At 66.6% G+C, this 16886-nt stretch carries 18 protein-coding genes; 7 read left to right on the top strand and 11 right to left on the bottom strand.

Annotated elements, in window-relative coordinates:
- The first annotated feature begins 76 nt into the window (after positions 1-76).
- The 3 genes from HV793_RS22010 to HV793_RS22000 all read left to right on the top strand — a co-directional run bounded on the left by HV793_RS22010 (position 77) and on the right by HV793_RS22000 (position 3533).
- Positions 77-922, top strand: coding sequence for a branched-chain amino acid aminotransferase (locus HV793_RS22010; protein ID WP_054450557.1), 846 nt, complete (start codon positions 77-79; stop codon positions 920-922).
- A 71-nt stretch (positions 923-993) separates the two neighbouring features.
- Entirely contained in the window at positions 994-3138 is a 2145-nt protein-coding gene (locus tag HV793_RS22005; protein WP_175213942.1) for a phosphocholine-specific phospholipase C, read from the top strand.
- Positions 3135-3533: an ASCH domain-containing protein gene (locus tag HV793_RS22000; protein WP_054450553.1), complete on the top strand. Its 399-nt coding sequence runs from the start codon at positions 3135-3137 to the stop codon at positions 3531-3533. The genes HV793_RS22005 and HV793_RS22000 overlap by 4 nt, the downstream gene beginning before the upstream one ends.
- Positions 3534-3584: 51 nt before the next feature.
- On the opposite strand, the gene HV793_RS21995 is transcribed toward HV793_RS22000, so the two are convergent.
- The 7 genes from HV793_RS21995 to HV793_RS21965 form a co-directional block, all read right to left on the bottom strand.
- Complete coding sequence (locus HV793_RS21995) at positions 3585-4337, bottom strand: ABC transporter ATP-binding protein (RefSeq protein WP_175213941.1); 753 nt, start codon at positions 4335-4337, stop codon at positions 3585-3587.
- Positions 4337-6172, bottom strand: a complete 1836-nt coding sequence (locus HV793_RS21990; RefSeq protein ID WP_054450549.1) for a branched-chain amino acid ABC transporter ATP-binding protein/permease — start codon at positions 6170-6172, stop codon at positions 4337-4339. The genes HV793_RS21995 and HV793_RS21990 overlap by 1 nt, the downstream gene beginning before the upstream one ends.
- Positions 6173-6177: 5 nt before the next feature.
- Positions 6178-7215 (bottom strand): branched-chain amino acid ABC transporter permease, encoded by a 1038-nt coding sequence (locus HV793_RS21985; RefSeq protein ID WP_054450548.1) that lies wholly within the window; start codon positions 7213-7215, stop codon positions 6178-6180.
- 151 nt (positions 7216-7366) lie between these two features.
- Positions 7367-8530 carry an ABC transporter substrate-binding protein gene (locus tag HV793_RS21980; protein ID WP_054450546.1) on the bottom strand — a complete coding sequence of 388 codons (1164 nt, stop codon included), beginning with the start codon at positions 8528-8530 and terminating at the stop codon, positions 7367-7369.
- A gap of 242 nt (positions 8531-8772) precedes the next feature.
- Positions 8773-9330 carry a biotin transporter BioY gene (locus HV793_RS21975; RefSeq protein WP_125472597.1) on the bottom strand — a complete coding sequence of 186 codons (558 nt, stop codon included), beginning with the start codon at positions 9328-9330 and terminating at the stop codon, positions 8773-8775.
- Between the two features lie 39 nt (positions 9331-9369).
- Positions 9370-9966 (bottom strand): energy-coupling factor transporter transmembrane component T family protein, encoded by a 597-nt coding sequence (locus HV793_RS21970; RefSeq protein WP_175213940.1) that lies wholly within the window; start codon positions 9964-9966, stop codon positions 9370-9372.
- Positions 9963-10640 (bottom strand): energy-coupling factor ABC transporter ATP-binding protein, encoded by a 678-nt coding sequence (locus tag HV793_RS21965; RefSeq protein WP_054450540.1) that lies wholly within the window; start codon positions 10638-10640, stop codon positions 9963-9965. Before HV793_RS21965 ends, HV793_RS21970 begins: the two co-directional genes overlap by 4 nt.
- Positions 10641-10692: 52 nt before the next feature.
- On the opposite strand from HV793_RS21965, the gene msrB reads away from it, so the two are divergent.
- The 4 genes from msrB to HV793_RS21945 are packed head-to-tail and all read left to right on the top strand — an operon-like array spanning position 10693 to position 12788.
- A complete protein-coding gene (msrB, locus tag HV793_RS21960; RefSeq protein WP_054450538.1) occupies positions 10693-11091 on the top strand; it encodes a peptide-methionine (R)-S-oxide reductase MsrB in 399 nt (132 codons plus the stop codon).
- The gene (locus HV793_RS21955; RefSeq protein ID WP_054450536.1) at positions 11092-11670 is read left to right on the top strand and encodes a septation protein A; all 579 of its coding nucleotides are present in this window, start codon (positions 11092-11094) and stop codon (positions 11668-11670) included. It begins immediately after the preceding gene.
- Positions 11671-11724: 54 nt separating this feature from the next.
- Positions 11725-11994, top strand: a complete 270-nt coding sequence (locus tag HV793_RS21950; protein ID WP_082400667.1) for a BolA family protein — start codon at positions 11725-11727, stop codon at positions 11992-11994.
- Between the two features lie 17 nt (positions 11995-12011).
- Positions 12012-12788 (top strand): peptidylprolyl isomerase, encoded by a 777-nt coding sequence (locus tag HV793_RS21945; protein ID WP_175164515.1) that lies wholly within the window; start codon positions 12012-12014, stop codon positions 12786-12788.
- Positions 12789-12872: 84 nt separating this feature from the next.
- Here HV793_RS21945 and HV793_RS21940 read toward each other — a convergent pair whose 3' ends face one another.
- The 4 genes from HV793_RS21940 to HV793_RS21925 are packed head-to-tail and all read right to left on the bottom strand — an operon-like array spanning position 12873 to position 16885.
- A complete protein-coding gene (locus HV793_RS21940; protein WP_175213939.1) occupies positions 12873-13862 on the bottom strand; it encodes an alpha/beta fold hydrolase in 990 nt (329 codons plus the stop codon).
- 9 nt (positions 13863-13871) lie between these two features.
- Entirely contained in the window at positions 13872-14714 is an 843-nt protein-coding gene (locus tag HV793_RS21935; protein ID WP_225588992.1) for a TauD/TfdA dioxygenase family protein, read from the bottom strand.
- 20 nt (positions 14715-14734) lie between these two features.
- Positions 14735-15883 carry a M24 family metallopeptidase gene (locus HV793_RS21930; protein ID WP_054450530.1) on the bottom strand — a complete coding sequence of 383 codons (1149 nt, stop codon included), beginning with the start codon at positions 15881-15883 and terminating at the stop codon, positions 14735-14737.
- Between the two features lie 21 nt (positions 15884-15904).
- Positions 15905-16885 carry a tripartite tricarboxylate transporter substrate binding protein gene (locus tag HV793_RS21925; RefSeq protein WP_175213938.1) on the bottom strand — a complete coding sequence of 327 codons (981 nt, stop codon included), beginning with the start codon at positions 16883-16885 and terminating at the stop codon, positions 15905-15907.
- Position 16886 lies beyond the last annotated feature (1 nt).

Below are 16886 nucleotides of genomic sequence, written 5' to 3'. Positions count from 1 at the left end.
CCGGCCGCTGCCTCATGTATCCTGACGTTTCGGCGCGCCGATAGCGCCACCCCAATTCAAGTGAAGGAAGACAACCATGGATGCCTTGTTCTGGCACAACGGTCACTGGACCACTGAAAACCCCAAATTGCTCGGCCCGGCCGACCACGCCTTCTGGATGGCCAGCATGGTGTTCGACGGCGCGCGCGCATTCCGCGGCCTGACGCCCGACCTGGATCTGCATTGCCAGCGCGTGGTGCGCTCGGCCGAAAAAATGCTGATGAAGCCCCAGATCGGCTGGGAAGAGATCCAAAAGCTGTGCCTGCAGGCTGTAGCCAAGTTCCCGCAAGGCAGCGAACTCTACATCAAGCCCATGTTCTATTGCGCCGACGGCTTCCTGCTGCCGGACGCCGACAAGACCCAGTTCGTGCTGCACGTGTTCAAGGTGCCGATGCCGGGCGACCAGGGCTTTTCCGCCTGCTTCTCCAGCTTTGCACGTTCCTGGCCCAACATGGCGCCCACCGACGCCAAGGCGTCCTGCCTGTACCCCAACGGCCAGCGCGCCATCCGCGAGGCCGCCGAAAAGGGCTTCGACAACGCCATCATGCTGGACGGCGCGGGCAACATCGCCGAATTCGCCACCAGCAACCTGTGGATCGCCAAGAACGGCGTGGTGTCCACGCCCGCCGACAACGGCACCTTCCTGAACGGCATCACGCGCCGCCGCGTGCTGGCGCTGTTGAAGGCCGACGGCGTCGACGTGCAGGAGCGCAGCCTGACCCGCGCCGACATCGAGGAAGCCGATGAAGTGTTCTCGTCCGGCAACTACGGCAAGGTGGTGCACGTGAACCGCGTGGAAGACCGCCAGCTGGAATACGGCCCCATGGCCCGCCGCGCGCACAAGCTGTACATGGATTACGCGGAAAGCACCGGCGCGAAGTAGGAACGCCGCCGTTTCAGCCCCCTCCCTGCTGCCCGCCCCTGTGCGGGCAGCGTCGTTCTCAGGAATGCCTCATGCAGACCCGACGTGATTTTCTCCGCAGCGGCGCGACGCTGGCCGGCGCCGGCAGCGCCCTGGCCCTGCTGCCCGCCTCCATCCGCCGCGCGCTCGCGATCCCCGCGGCGCGGCGCACGGGCACGATCCGCGACGTGGAACACATCGTGATCTTCATGCAGGAGAACCGCGCGTTCGATCATTACTTCGGCGCGCTGGCCGGCGTACGCGGGTTTGGCGACCGCTTTCCCATACCCGTGCCGGATAGCCCCGACGCGCGCCATCGCACCGTCTGGGCGCAATACAACGACAAACCCGATGAAGGCGCGCCGCGCACGGTCCTGCCCTTCCATCTGGATACGCGCGAGGCCTTCGAAACCATGCGCGTGGCCAGCACGCCGCACACCTGGTCCAACGCGCAGGACGCCTGGGACGCGGGCCGCATGGGCAACTGGCCGGCCGCCAAGAAGAACCATTCGATGGCGTACTTCACGGACGAGGACATGCCCTTCCAGTACGCCATGGCGCGCGCCTTCACGGTCTGCGACGCCTATCACTGCTCGTTCACCGGCGGCACCAACACCAACCGGCTGTTCGTCTGGACCGGCACCAACGACGGCCTGGGCCGCGGCAACGGCCCGGCCTTGGGCAATACCTACAACAAGCTCACGGGCGGCGATCCGGCGCGCGCCTACACCTGGACGACCTATCCCGAACGCCTGGAGGCCGCCGGCATCAGCTGGCGCATCTACCAGAACATGGCGGACAATTATTCGCTGAACCCGACCGCCGGCTTCAAGGCCTACCGCGACGCCTATCATGGCGCGCCGGGCGCGGCGGCCGCGCTGAAGGAAAAGGCGCTCACCACCCGCGGCCTGGACCTGCTGCGCCAGGACGTGCTGGACGGCACGCTGCCGCAGGTCTCGTGGATCTGCGCCACCAAGGCCGGCTCCGAGCATCCCAGCCCGTCCAGCCCGGCGCAAGGCGCCGACTACACGGCCCGGGTGCTGGATGCGTTGACGGCCAACCCGGAGGTCTGGAGCAAGACCGTCCTGTTGCTGATGTTCGACGAAAACGACGGCTTCTTCGACCACATGCCGCCGCCCGCACCGCCTGCGCGCGATGCATCGGGCGCGCTGGCCGGGGCGTCCACGGTAAATACGCGCGGCGAGTATCACGAGATCGTCGCCGGCGCAGAGAAGGACGACACGCTGGCGCATTTGCACGGCGTCTACGGCCTGGGTCCGCGCGTGCCCATGTACGTGCTGTCGCCCTGGACCAAGGGCGGCTGGGTCAACTCCCAAGTGTTCGACCACACTTCCGTGCTGCGCTTCATCGAGCAACGCTTCGGCGTGGCCGAGCCCAATATCTCGCCGTGGCGGCGCGCGGTCTGTGGCGACCTGACCTCGATCTTCGATTTCGCCGCGCCGGACGGCGCAGGCCTGCCCAGCGGCTTTCCAGCCACCGCCGAACGCGCCGGCCTCGCATCGGCGCTGCCGGGCACCGTCACGCCGCCCGCGCCGCTGCAGCCGGGGCCGGCGCGGCAGCAGGCGGGCACGCGCCCGTCGCGCCCCCTGCCCTATGCGTTGCAGGTCCACGCGCGCGCGGACGCGGCAAGCGTCACGCTGCGTTTCGAGAACAGCGGCACGGCGGGCGCGGTGCTGCACGTCTATGACCGGCTGCATCTGGACCGCGGCCCGCGCCGCTACACCGTGGAAGCCGGCAAGCACCTGGAGGGCGCATGGCAGACCGCCGCTGACGATGGACGCTACGATCTGTGGGTGCTGGGTCCCAACGGTTTCCATCGCCATTGCACCGGCCGCGCCGGCCTGCCGGCGCTGGAGGTCTTGGCCGCCTACCAGGGGCCTGGCGCATCGCTGCAACTGACGCTGCGCAACCCCGCCCCGCAGGCCCGTTCATTCCGGGTGGAAGCCAACGCCTACGGCTATCCCCAGGAAGAGGATGCCACGCTCGCTCCCGGCGAGACGGTCAGCCTGTCCTGGGACATGACCCGCAGCGCGGGATGGTATGACCTGACCGTGCGCGAAAGCGGCGATCCGACCTACACGCGGCGTCTGGCCGGCCGCATCGAAACCGGCGCCCCCTCCACTTCCGATCCCGCAATGGGACAGGAGCTGATATTGCAATGGATACCCCAGGCATGAAACCACCTGCCCCCTATGAAAACGCCGTGACCTTCCAGTTCGGCGACTCGCCCGAGTTAGCCGACGAATTGCTTGCGCTGGTGCTGGCCGGCACGAAGACCGCCACCTGCGGCGCGTTGCGCGACTTCAACGAACAGGAACCTGTGCCCGAGGCCGGTCGGCGTGACGTGGTGCTGGACGGCTCGGGCCGCCCGGCTTGCGTGATCGAGACGCTCAGCGTGCTGATCCAGCGCTTCGATCAGGTGGACGAGGCGTTCGCGCTGGCCGAAGGCGAAGGCCCGTACGAGGCATGGCGCGATGCGCACATCGCTTATTTCGACCGCAACGGCGGCTATGCGCCGGACCTGGTGCTGGTGTGCGAACGGTTCCGGGTGGTCGAGGTCTTCGAACGATAAAAAAAAGCCGGACACCCTGCGGCGTCCGGCTCTTCGTGTGCTCGGGGTCGGTCAGCTTTGCTCGCCGCCCTTGCCCAGGCCCAGATAGCTTTCGATGACCTTCGGGTCGCCGGCCAGCTCGCGCGCCGGGCCGTGCAGGATGACTTCGCCGGTTTCCAGCACGTAGCCGTAATCGGCCACCTGCAACGCGGCGCGCGCGTTCTGTTCCACCAGCAGGATTGCCACGCCGGTCTCGCGCAGGCGCGCGATGATGTGGAAGATCTCGCGCACGATGCGCGGCGCCAGGCCCAGGCTGGGCTCATCGAGCATCAGCAGGTTGGGCTTGGCCATCAATGCACGGCCGACGGCCAGCATTTGGCGTTCGCCGCCCGACAGCGTGCCGGCCTGCTGGGCGCGGCGCTCGCGCAGCCGCGGGAACAGGTCGAAGACTTCGTTCAGCGTGTCGCGCCAGCCGCTTTCGCGGGCGCGGTAGCGGCGGAACCCGCCCAGCAGCAGGTTGTCTTCCACCGACATGGTGCTGAACAGTTCGCGGCGCTCTGGCACCAGCGACATGCCAGCCGCGACGCGGCGCTCGACCTGCCAGCCCGATACGTCGGTGCCGGCGTATTGCACGGTGCCGGCCGCGTGGCCGGTCTGCGGCAGCGAGCCCATCATGGCGTTCAGCATGGTGGACTTGCCGGCGCCGTTGGCGCCGATCACCGTGACGATGCTGCCGGCGGGCACGGTGAGCGAGGCGCCCACCAGCGCGCCCACCTTGCCGTAGCGGGCGGACAGGTTGCTGACTTCGAGTACGGGAGCGCTCATCACACGCCTCCTGCCGACACGGGCTTGGCCTGGTCCGCTTCGGGCAGGTCATCATCGATGCCGCCCAGGTAGGCTTCCAGCACCGCCGGGTTCTTTTGCACGTCGGCCGGCACGCCTTCCGCCAGCTTGGTGCCGAAATCCATCACCACGAGGTGGTTGGTCAGACGCATCACAAAATCCATATCGTGTTCGACGAGCAGAATGCTCATGCCCTCGGCGCGCAACTGTTCCAGCACGCGCGCCAGGTCCTGCTTTTCCTTGTAGCGCAGGCCTGCGGCGGGTTCGTCCAGCAGCAGCAGCACGGGGTCGGCGGCCAGGGCGCGCGCGATTTCCAGGATGCGTTGCTGGCCCAGCGCCAGGTTGCCGGCCTGCTCGTACAGGTACTCGCCCAGGCCGACGCGCTTGATCTGTTCGGCGGCCTCGTGCAGCAGCTGCGCCTCGCGGGCGCGGTCCGAATGCAGGGCGCCCGCCAGCACGCCGACGTCGGAGCGCAGGTGCGCGCCCAGCGCCACGTTTTCCAGCACGGTCATGCCGGGCAGCAGCTGCACGTGCTGGAAGGTGCGGCCCACGCCCAGCTTGGCGATGTCGCGCGCCGAACGGCTGTCGATGCGCTGGCCCATGAAGGTAACCTTGCCTCGCGTCACCGGCAGCACGCCGCTGATCAGGTTGAAGGTCGTGCTCTTGCCGGCGCCGTTCGGACCGATCAGGCCCATGATCTCGCCGGACGCGACCTTGAAGGAAATATCGTTGACGGCGACCAGCCCGCCGAATTCCTTGCGGATGGCGTCGACTTCAAGCACCACCTGGCCGGCTTGCGGGCGCACGCGCGTCGGCAGGGCCGGCGCGGACGCGGGCGGCGCCAGATTGCGGCGCGAGCTGTCGGCGCCGGTGATGCTGTCCCACCAGCCCGCCAGGATCGGCCACAGGCCGTTGCGGGCGTATTGCAGCATCAGGATCAGCAGCACGCCGAAGACGATCATCTCGAAGTTGGCGTTGGTGTCCAGCAGCTTGGGCAGCAAGTTCTGCAACTGGTCCTTCAGCACCAGGATGACGCTGGAGCCCAGCAGGGCGCCCCAGACATAGCCGGCGCCGCCGACCACCGCCATGAACAGGTACTCGATGCCGTAGTTGATGCCGAACGGGCTGGGGCTGACGGCGCGCTGCATGTGCGCGTAGAGCCAACCCGAGACGCAGGCCAGCAGCGCCGCCCAGACGAAGATCACGACCTTGTAGGCGGCGGTGTTCACGCCCATGGACTCGGCCATGCCGGCGCCGCTCTTGAGCGCGCGGATGGCGCGGCCCGGACGCGAGTTCAGCAGGTTGCGGGTCGCCCACAGCGCCAGCAGCACGAACACCCAGATCAGGTAATAGATGTGGCGGCCGCTGGCCAGGGACATGCCGAAGATGCTGATGGGCTCGATGCCGGCGATGCCGTCATGCTTGCCCAGCCAGTCGATATTGCCGAACAGGAAGTACAGCGACAGGCCCCAGGCGATGGTGCCCAGCGGCAGGTAGTGGCCCGACAGGCGCAGGGTGATCGCGCCCAGCAGGTAGGCCACGACGGCCGTCAGGATCAGCCCGGCCGGCAGCGCCAGCCAGGGCGAGACATCGTATTGCGTGGTCAGGTAGGCGGTGGTGTAGGCGCCCAGGCCCACGAACGCCGCCTGGCCGAACGAGGTCAGGCCGCCCACGCCGGTCAAGAGCACCAGGCCCAGCACCACCAGGCTGGCCAGCCCGATGTAATTGAGTTGCGTCACCCAGAATTCGGGCGTGACCGGCAGCAGTGGCAGGCCCGCCAGGACGACGATGAAGACGGCAAGCAGAATGCGGTTCATGACGTTTATTCCTCTTCGTCCACGTGATGGGTGCTGAACGAACGCCAGACCAGAACCGGGATAATCAGGGTGAAGACAATCACTTCCTTGTAGGCGCTGGCCCAGAAGGACGAGAAGGACTCCAGCACGCCCACCAGCAGCGAGCCCGCGGCCGCCACGGGGTAGCTGGCCAGCCCGCCGATGATGGCGCCGACAAAGCCCTTCAGGCCGATCAGGAAGCCGGTGTCGTAGTACACGGTGGTGATGGGCGCGATCAGCATGCCGGACATGGCGCCGATGGCGACGGCCAGCGTGAAGGTCAGGCTGCCGGACATGGTGGTGCTGATGCCGACCAGGCGGGCGCCGCGGCGGTTGACGGCCGTGGCGCGCAGCGCCCGGCCATACAGCGTCTTGCCGAAGAACAGCCACAGGCCGATGATCAGGATGGCGCATGTCGCCACCACGAACAGGCTTTGCGCCGACCAGGTCATGAAGCCCAGGTCGACCTGGCCGCTGACGAAGGCCGGAGTGCGCCAGCCTTCGGCGCCGAAGAACACCAGCGCCAGGCCGGTGAGCGCGAAGTGCACGGCCACGGAAACGATCAGCAGCACCAGCACCGTGGCTTCGGCCAGCGGCTGGTAGACGATGCGGTAGACCATCGGACCCATCGGGATCACCAGCAGCAGCGTCAGCAGCATGTTCAGCCACAGCGAATTGCCGGGTGCGGTGTAGGTCACGGTCAGCCAGAGCAGCGCCAGCGGCAGAACCACACAGGTGGCGATAGCCTTGGGCAAGGCGGCTGCGCTGCGGGTGCGCAGCGCACGCAGCAGCTCGAGCGCCAGGCAGACGATGCCCAGCAGCGGCAGGAGATAGGCAGTGCCCGGCACTTTGCCGTCCACCAGCATGGCCAGGGTCAGGGCGCCGAACGCCACGAACTCGCCCTGGGGAATGAAAATGACGCGCGTAACGGCGAACACCAGCACCAGAGCCATGCCCAGGAGGGCATAGATGGCGCCGTTGACGACACCGTCTTGCAGCAGGATCAGCGCAATTGAGGAATCCATCTAACAACCTTATTTATTCTGGTGTTCCGGCCGCACCCGGGACACTGATACGACACACCGGCCGGAAAGGCCGGTGCGAAGCATTGCTAGGGTGCCGCGCGGCGGGCGCCGCCGCGCTTTGCACACCCTTGGATCGGGCGATCCTGGAGGATTACAGGCCGGGCTGGTAGACCCACTTGCCGCCTTCCACCTTGACCATGACGCGCGAACGCTCGTCAAAGCCAGCGTGGTCCGTGGGCGACATGTTGAACACGCCTTGCGACGCGGCCAGGTCCTTCACGCCTTCCAGGGCATCGCGCATGGCGACGCGGAATTCCGGCGTGCCGGGCTTGGCGCCCGACTTCAGCGCCACGGGCAGCGCGGCCACGACCAGCTGGCCGGCGTCCCACATGTGGCCGCCGAACGTGTTGGTGGAACCGGCGCCGTTGGCCTTTTCATAGGCTTCGACGTAGGCCAGGGCCGACTTCTTGACCTGGTTGCTATCGGGCAACTGGGCCGCGACCAGCAGCGGGCCGGCCGGCAGCAGCATGCCGTCGCAGTCCTTGCCGCAAACGCGCAGCACGTCGTTGTTGGCGGCGCCGTGCGTCTGGTAGATGGTGCCGCCGTAGTTGCGGGCCTTCAGTTCCTTTTGCGGCAGGGCCGACGGAGTGCCGGCGCCGGCGATCAGGATGGCGTCGGGCTTGGCGCCGACCAGCTTGAGCACCTGGCCCGTCACGCTGGTGTCGGTGCGGCTGTATTTCTCGATGGCGACGATCTCGATGCCCTTGGCCTTGGCGGCCTTTTGCATCACGTCCAGCCAGCCGTCGCCGTAGGCGTCGGCAAAGCCGATGAAGCCCAGGGTCTTGACCTTGGACTTGGCCATGGCGTCAGCCAGGGCGCCGGCCATCAGGGCGTCGTTCTGCGGGGTCTTGAAGACCCAGCGGCGCTTGTCGTCCACGGGTTCGACGATCTTGGCGCTGGCGGCCACGCTGATCATCGGCACTTTGGCTTCGGCAGCCACGTCGACCATGGCGAGCGAGCCCGGCGTGACCGAGGTGCCGATCAGCACGTCGACCTTGTCGTCGGAGGCCAGCTTGCGCGAGTTCTTGACGGCTTGCGTGGTGTCGGTGGCGTCGTCCAGGACGATCCATTCGATCTTCTGGCCAGCCACTTCCTTGGGCAGCAGCGCCACGGTGTTGCGCTCGGGGATACCCAGCGAGGCAGCCGGGCCGGTGCTGGACACGGTCACGCCAACCTTGACCTGGGCGTTCGCCAGTAGCGGCAGGGCCAGGGCAATGGCGGCAGCCGCCGCGGACAAGCCGAAGTGCTTGCGCATGTTTTTGTCTCCTGTGGTGGCTCTGAGGCGCCTCGGTCGAGGCAGGGCGAGCCTAGTTAAAGTTATACAGAAAAAAATATTATAGGGTTAAAACAGTATCAAATGACGATGCGCAACTCCGGTAATTCCCTGATGTGCTACGAAAAACGCAATTCAGCAAACGCATTCGTTAATGGCGAACTTGTACTAGAAAAGCTTTGCGGCCGTCAGTTGGGGGATTCCCTTGGACTGCGGCGCGCCTCTCAACGCCCCAACATCGGCCACACGCGCTCCACCCGCGACGCCACCCAGGCGGCAACCACGGCCTTGGCCAGGTCGCCGGGCAGGAACACCGCGACCGCCATCGCAGCCTTGGCCAAACCCATTTTCGTCACGGCGGCCAGCCAGGGCACGCCGCAGGCGTAGACCACCGCGATGCCGCCCACCACGCATGCCGCCAAATAGCCGGCGAACTTCGCCCAGCCGCCCGCGGCGCGGCCGGCCAGGCTGCGCGCCAGCCAGCCCGTCACGAGGGCGCCCGCCACCAGGCCGACGAGAAAGCCGCCGGTAGGCCCGAAAAAGGCGCCCAGCCCTCCCCGGCCTCCCGGCAGGACGGGCAACCCGACCGCCGCCAGCGCCAGGTACAGCAGGCAGGCCAGCGCGCCACGGACGGGTCCGAGCATTGCGCCCGCCAGCATGGCACCCAAGGTTTGCAGCGTGACCGGCACCGGTATGGCGGGCAGTGGAATCGGCGGGATCAGGCTCAGGACGACGATCAGCGCCGCGAACAGCGCAATCAGCACGGTATTACTGGATTTCACGGTTTTCCCCTTTGGGAGATGGAACTGGGCGCGCGGGCCTCAGTGGCTGCGCGCGTCTATCGCTTCGGATACTTCCTGCGCTCTTTTCAGCGTCAGCACGATCAAGGGCACGATCAGCGCGACCGGATTGGCGCCCAGGCCGCGCGCGGCCTGCGCTTCGCGGATTTCCTGGAAGTTGCGCCAGATCTCCGGCACGAAACGCAGGGCCAGCGCCAAGGCCAGCGCAACCTTGCCGGCATCGACAAGCCTCAGGCGTTCCAGTGGCATCAGCGCCTTTTCGCAGACGGCAATCAGATCCGAGGTGCGCGTGGCCAGCGTGACGGCCAGGGCCAGTCCCACCATCGCGCCTACGCGCAGCAGCACGGCCAGCGCCTCCTGGCCGCCCTGGAACCAGGCCGTGAACACGCCGACGGCCAGCAGCACCCAGGCCAAGCCCTTGACCTGCCGCCAGACGGCAGCCGCGGCCACGCCCGTGGACCAGACCAGCGCGGCGGCGGCCAGGAAGGCAGGCGCCAGCCAGCGCGGGTCGCGCAGCAGGAACAGGCCCGCGCCCGCCGCCGTCAGCGCCAGCAGCTTCAGCCAGGCGGGCAGGCGGTGCAGAAAGGTATCTCCCGCGACGTAAAGCGGCTCCATCATGCGCAGTGCTCCCGGTACCAACGCAGCGCGGCGGCCGGCTGGTCATCGGCCGCGACGTTACCGTCGCGCACCACCACCACCCGGTCGAAATCCTCCAGCAGCTCCAGGTCGTGGCTGACGACGATGGCATCATGGGGCAGGCCCGCAATGGCGTCGCGCACGCGATTGCGATTGCGCAGGTCCAGCTGGGTGGTGGGTTCATCGAACACGATCAGCGCCGGTTCCATCACCAGCACTGCCGCCAGCGCCACCAGTTGGCGTTCGCCGCCGGACAGCGTGTGGCTGGTCCGGTCCGCCAGGTGACCGACGCCCAGGCTGCCCAACTGCGCATCGATACGGGCTTCGCGCTGCTGGCGGTCCGGGGACAGATGCTTCAGGCCGAACGCCAGGTCCTCGCGGACGATGGGGAAGACAATCTGGTTTTCAGGGTTCTGGAACACGAACCCGACCTGGCGGCGCACGGCCTTCAAGTCGCGCCGGGTGTCCAGCCCGCCCACCCGCACATTGCCGGCCGAGGGCAGGACCAGCCCATTGATCAGGCGCGCCAGCGTGCTCTTGCCGGCGCCATTGGGGCCGACGATGCCAATGCGTCGTTCGGCCAGCGTCAGGCTCACCCCATTCAGCACTTGCGCCTGGGGCGTGGAAACAACCGCCTGGTCAAACTCGATTAACATGGGGCGGGATTATGCCCGAACCATTTCGGGCATCGGGACTCCAAGAGCTCATATGGACAAAGTACGAAAATCCGACGCCGAATGGCGGGCCCAGCTTTCCCCCGAAGAATACGTCGTCGCCCGTGAAAAGGGTACCGAACGGGCATTCACCGGGCGTTACTGGAATACGTTCTCTCACGGCATCTACCGCTGCGTGGGCTGTGGCACGGCGCTGTTCGCTTCCGACACCAAATTCGACGCTGGCTGCGGCTGGCCCAGCTACTTCCAGCCGCTGGACCCGGAACTGGTGCGCGAAGAGCGCGACACCACCCACGGCATGGTCCGCACCGAAGTGCTGTGCAACGTCTGCGACTCGCATCTGGGACACGTCTTCCCCGACGGCCCCGAGCCCACCGGACTGCGCTACTGCATCAATTCCCTGTCGATGACGTTTGAACCCATAGAAGACTGAATGAAGAAGTTCCTGTTCGACCTGTTTCCGCTGTTCCTTTTCTTCATTGCGTATCGGTACACGGACATTTTCATCGCCACGGGCGTCGCCATGGCGGCGGCCGTGCTGCAGATCGTCTGGCTGAAAGCGACGGGCCGCGCCACCGAGGCCATGCATTGGATCAATTTGACCGTCATCCTGGTGTTCGGCGGGGCCACGATCTGGCTGCACAGCGACGTCTTCATCAAGTGGAAGCCCACGGTGCTGTACTGGCTGTTCGGCGGCGCGCTGGTCTTTGCGCGCTTGCTGTTCGGCCGCAACCTGATCCGCCGCCTGATGGAAAAGCAGATCCAGCTGCCCGACGCCGCCTGGGAACGCCTGAACCTGGTCTGGGCCGGCTTCTTCCTGATCGCGGGTGCGCTCAACCTGTATGTGGCGTTTTCCGGCCACTTCACCGAATCGCAGTGGGTCAGCTTCAAGGCCTTCGGCCTGATGGGCCTGATGGTGGTCTTCGTGATCGGCCAGTCGATCTGGCTGGGCAAGCATATCCAGACGGAGGAACAGGCCCCCTCCTCCGACACCCCGCCCCGCCAGCCCTGATCTCTTCCGACATCCATGGCCGGCGCGCCGCGCCGGAACCAACCCTCACTCCTCATGTCAGACACCACCGACCGCATTTCCCTGATCCGGGAGCGGCTAGCCGCCCTGGAACCTGTCAGTTTGGACATTCTGGACGACTCGCATTTGCATGCCGGCCACGAAGGCAGTAAAAACGGCGCCGGCCACTATCGCGTGATCATCGTAGCGCCTTGCTTCGCGGGGCTTTCGCCCGTTGCGCGGCATAGGCTGGTGTATCATCATTTGCAAGATTTGATCCCTTATCCGATTCATGCGCTTGCGCTAGATGCCCAGGCTCCCAAATAGAAAGTAAAAGGATATTCATGAAACGCATCGTCATGCTGGCTGCGGCCTGCGTCATCGCCGTGCCGGCTTTCGCTCAGAACGTGGCTACCGTCAACGGCAAGGCCATCTCGCAGAAGAGCCTGGATCAATTCGTCAAGCTGCTGGTCAGCCAGGGCGCCACCGATTCGCCGCAACTGCGCGAACAGGTCAAGCAGGAAATGATCAACCGCCAGATCTTCGTGCAAGCCGCCGAATCCAGCGGTATCGCCAAGCAGGCCGACGTCCAGACCGAAGTCGAACTGGCCCGCCAAGGCATCCTGGTCCGCGCCCTGATGGCCGACTACCTGGCCAAGCACCCCGTGTCGGACGCCAAGGTCACGGCCGAATACGAGAAGATCAAGAAGGAACAGGCCGGCAAGATGGAATACAAGGTCCGCCACATCCTCGTCGAAGACGAGAAGACGGCGAATGACCTGCTGGCCCAGATCAAGAGCAACAAGAGCAAGTTCAACGACCTGGCCAAGAAGAACTCCAAGGACCCCGGCAGCGCCGAAAAGGGCGGCGACCTGGGTTGGGCTCCCCCGACCAACTACGTCCAGCCGTTCGCGCAAGCCGTGACGCAGCTGAAGAAGGGCGAAATGGTCGACAAGCCGGTCCAGACTCAGTACGGCTGGCACATCATCGTGGTCGACGACACCCGTCCGGTGGAATTCCCGCCGCTCGACCAGGTGCGCCCGCAACTGGAAGAAATGCTGCGCCAGCAAACCCTGGCCGACTACCAGAAGGAACTGCGCGAAAAGGCCAAGATCCAGTAAGCCTTGCCGCACAGATGAAAAATGCCCGCGCAAGCGGGCATTTTTTCGCCCGGGTTTTCCTGCGCCGGGGTGGCACAGCCTCTGCTATGCCAGCGCCTGCCGCAGCTGGGCATCCCACAGACGGCCTTCCAGCAGCGGCGACAGATGGCCGTAGCGCCCAGCCACGCTGGTCTGGACAATATGGGCGGGATACGCGATCCGCGCCCCCGCGCCCGGGTCGTCGGGCGCAAAGAGCTCGTCGGATACGCAGCGCAGCCAACGCACGGGCGTAGCGGTTTCCAGCAGCGCGTCGCGCACGTCGTAGCGGCAGGCGGACGTCCTGAGCGCCGCCATGGACCACGGTGAAAAACGCGCCGCCCAGGCCTGCGCCTCGGCCCGCAAGCGCTGCTCCGCGGCGGGTTCGCCCGCATCGGCCAGCCATTGCGCGTAGCCATAGCGACGCAGGGTTGCGCAGCGCAATTCGACCCATTCGTTCCAGGCATGCGCATCGCCCGCGTCGAGGGCGGCGGCGATGCGGCGCAGGCGCTGCGCGTCCGCCATGCTGCCGCCGCCGCGCGGCGCCGACGCCAGCGCCACCACCCGCCCGACGGGCAGCGGCGCGGCCACGGCCCACTGGAAGGCCTGATAGCCGCCGTAGGAATAACCCACCACCGCATCCAGGCGCTCGACGCCGATCGCGCGCAGCCATTCCCCCTGCAGGCGCACGCCATCGGCAATCGATATGTCAGGAAATGCGCTGGCGGCCGCCCCGATCGGCGCGCTGCTGCCGAAACAGGATCCCAACGCGTTCGGCGCCAGCACGCAGGTATCGCGCGTGTCCAGCGCCGCTCCCGGCCCCAGCCAGGGGCTGGCCCAGCCGGCATCGGGATGGACCTCTCCCTCGGCCGCAAGCAAGGCCTGGTGGCTGCCGGATATGCCATGCAGCAGCAACACCACGGCGCGCGCGTGCTCCGGCGGCGGACCGTAGCGGGCCCAGGCCAGCCCGACCGGCGCCAGCGTTTCCCCGCCGTCCAAAGGCAAGGCTTCCAACTGCGTCACGCCACCGGCGCGGCCTGAGGGCTGACGGGTGGACATCGGCAGCGCCTAGACGGGACGTTCGCCCATGACCGTGGTGCGGTAGATCGTGCGCCGCATGCTGGCCGGCAGTTCACGGGTGGTGGCCTTGTGCATCACGCAGCGGTTGTCCCACATGACCACGTCGCCCGGCTCCCATTGCAGCGCGTACTGGTACTGCTCCTGCGTGCAATGCGCGAACAGGCGGTCCAGCAATTCCTGGCTGTCCGCCTCGCCCCAGCCAGACACCTCGGCGGTCATGCCGGGATGGACGTAGAGCGCCTTGCGGCCCGTCTCGGGATGCGTGCGCACGATGGGATGTTCGACGTCAGGCGTGCCAGCCAGTTGGCTGGCGTCCATCTTCACCTGGGTGCCTTCGTCGGCCCTGGTGTTCTTGCGCCGGTAGCGGTGCACCGCCCGCAAGCCCGCCAATTGGCTTTGCACGGCGCCGTCCAGTTCCTCGTAGGCCTGGTACATGTTGACGAACAGGGTGTTGCCGCCTTCCGGTGGAATCTGTTGCGCATTCAGAATGGTGGCCTTGGCGGGGCATTCGCGGAAGGCGAAATCCGAATGCCAGTACGAACCGCCGTCGGCGATGCCCGCCGGCACGCCGTTCTTGACCTCGTTGGAAAGCACGAATATCTCGGGATACTCGGGATGGTTGTACTGGGCCAGCACGTGGATATCCAGCTCGCCCAGGCGGCGGCTGAAGCGCAACTGGCCCTCGGGCGAGAGGCGCTGGTTCTTGAAGACCAGCAACTGGTGGCGCAGGAACAGCGCATTCACATCCGCGAAGGCGGCGTCGTCCAGGGTTTCCAGATCCACGCCATGGACGGCCGCACCGATCAGCGGGCTCAGGGGTATCGCTTTCATCATCAGGCTCCGGCAGAGGTTCAGGGAAGGCGGTGCACGCGGGCCTCGGTGCGCACCAGCGGCTCGGCGCCGTGCTCTCCGATCAGCACCGGATACTCCAGCCGCATGCCGCCCACGCCCGGGCGGTACAGGTGCGTGCCCAACGCCACCACCATGCCAGGCGTCACGACGTCGCGGCTGCGCAGGTTGATGAAGGGCCGGGTACGCGCGCAGGTGCCCAGGCCGTGGCCGAACAGGGGCAGGCCGAACTCGCTCAGTCCGTGCTTTTCGAACACGGCAATGCCGCGGCTGGCGCACTCCGCTATCGGCCGGCCCGGCGTCAACGATGCCAGCATGGTCTGCACGGTCTCTTCCCAGCAATCGATCAGCTTGCTCTGGACCGGGTCGGGCTTGCCCAGGAACACGGGCAATGCCGTATCCGCCATGTAGAGGTCCAGCAAGGGATGCAGGTCCAGGATCACGAATTCGTTCGGCTGGATGACGCGGTCGGTCGCCTGCTGAGTCACGCCGCGCAGGAATCCCGTGCGCTCGCCGGCCCCGACTTCGGTACCGCCCGTCACCGCCCAGGACCAGGTGCTGCCCCGTTGCCGGATCGCACGCTCGATTTCGCCGGCGATCTCGTTCTCGGTCGCTCCGACCCGCACCGCATTCATGCCCTGCTCGAAACCGTAGTCCGAGACTTCCGCCGCATGGCGCAGGCGCTCGATCTCGGCAGCGTCCTTGATCAGCATGACGTCGTCGATCACGTCCACGCCGTTCGCGAAACGGATGTCGGGCAAATGGCTGGTGAGGTCGAAGTACTCGGCCGCAGTCAGCATGCCCGGCGCCACCTGCGCCGCCCCGGGGTGCGACAGGTCCAGCGCCACCTTGCCACGCGTCAGTCCGTGATGCTCCAGGCGCTGGCGTATCAGTTGCGGAAAGTCGGAAAACTCGAACTCGTACATTTCCATCTCATGGCCTTCCACCCGCACTCGCGAGGCGTCCATGGCCCAGTAAATGAATTCGCAGTGGCCGTCAGCCGTGACCAGCACGGCGCCGCGCCAGGGCATGAATGCACCGCTCAGGTAGTGCAGCGCGCCCTGGCGGGTGCCCAGGTAGGCATCGAAGCCGAGTTCGCGCGCGTGTTGGGCGACGCGCTTGCGGCGCGCCTGAAAATCGATGGACTGCATATGTCACTCCTCCTTGGGGATTCAGGAAACGGATGCGCCGGAAGCCTTGACGACAGGCGCCCACTTCTCGGTTTCATCGGCTGTGAAGCGCGCAAAGTCGTCGGGCTTGCTGGCCACCGGATCCGCGGCCTGCGAAACAAGTTGTTCGCGCACGCGGGGATCGGCCAGCGCCTTGGCAATTTCCTGCTGCAGGCGTTCGACGATGGGACGCGGCGTGCCGGCGGGCGCGAACACGCCGATCCAGGACGTCATGGCATAGCCCGGCAGGGTTTCGGCCACGGTGGGGATGGCGGGTGCGGCTGGGGAACGTTCCGGCCCGGTCACGGCGATTGCGCGCAGCTTGCCGGACTTGATCAGGGGCTGGGCGATGACCAGGCTGTCGAAGGCCAGGTCGGCCTGTCCGCCGATCACGTCCGTGAGCGCGGGCAGGCTGCCCTTGTACGGGATGTGCTGCATCTGCACGCCGGCCATCTCGTTGAACAGTTCGCCCGACATGTGCATGGACGTGCCGCTGCCGCCCGAGGCGCGGTTGAGCTTGCCGGGGTTGGCCTTGGCATAGGCGATGAGGTCTGCCACCGAGTGGATCGGGAGCTTCGGGTTGACCACCACCACCAGCGGATACGACACGACCTGCGTCACCGCCGTGAAGTCCTTCAACGGCTGGAACGGCATGGACTTGTACAGGGTCTGGTTGATGGCGTTGGTGCCTATCGTGCCCATCAGGATCGTGTAGCCGTCCGGAGCCGCCTTGGCCACGGCGTCCGCCCCGATATTGCCGCCCGCCCCGGGCTTGGCCTCGACGATGACCGATACGCCCATGCTCTGCGTCATGCGTTCGGCCAGCAACCGGGTGACGATTTCAGTAGGTCCGCCGGCCGCGGCAGGCACGACGAAGCGGATGGGTTTGCTGGGATAGGCCTCGGCCGCGCCGGCGACGGAACTGGCCGCCGCCCCCGCCGCCAGGGCGCATGCGCCCAAGGCGCGCAATAGTCTCCTGCACATG

The organism is Achromobacter aegrifaciens (genome assembly GCF_902859965.1).
GTDB classification, from domain to species: domain Bacteria; phylum Pseudomonadota; class Gammaproteobacteria; order Burkholderiales; family Burkholderiaceae_B; genus Achromobacter; species Achromobacter aegrifaciens.
This window is presented reverse-complemented; position numbering and strand designations above follow the sequence as displayed.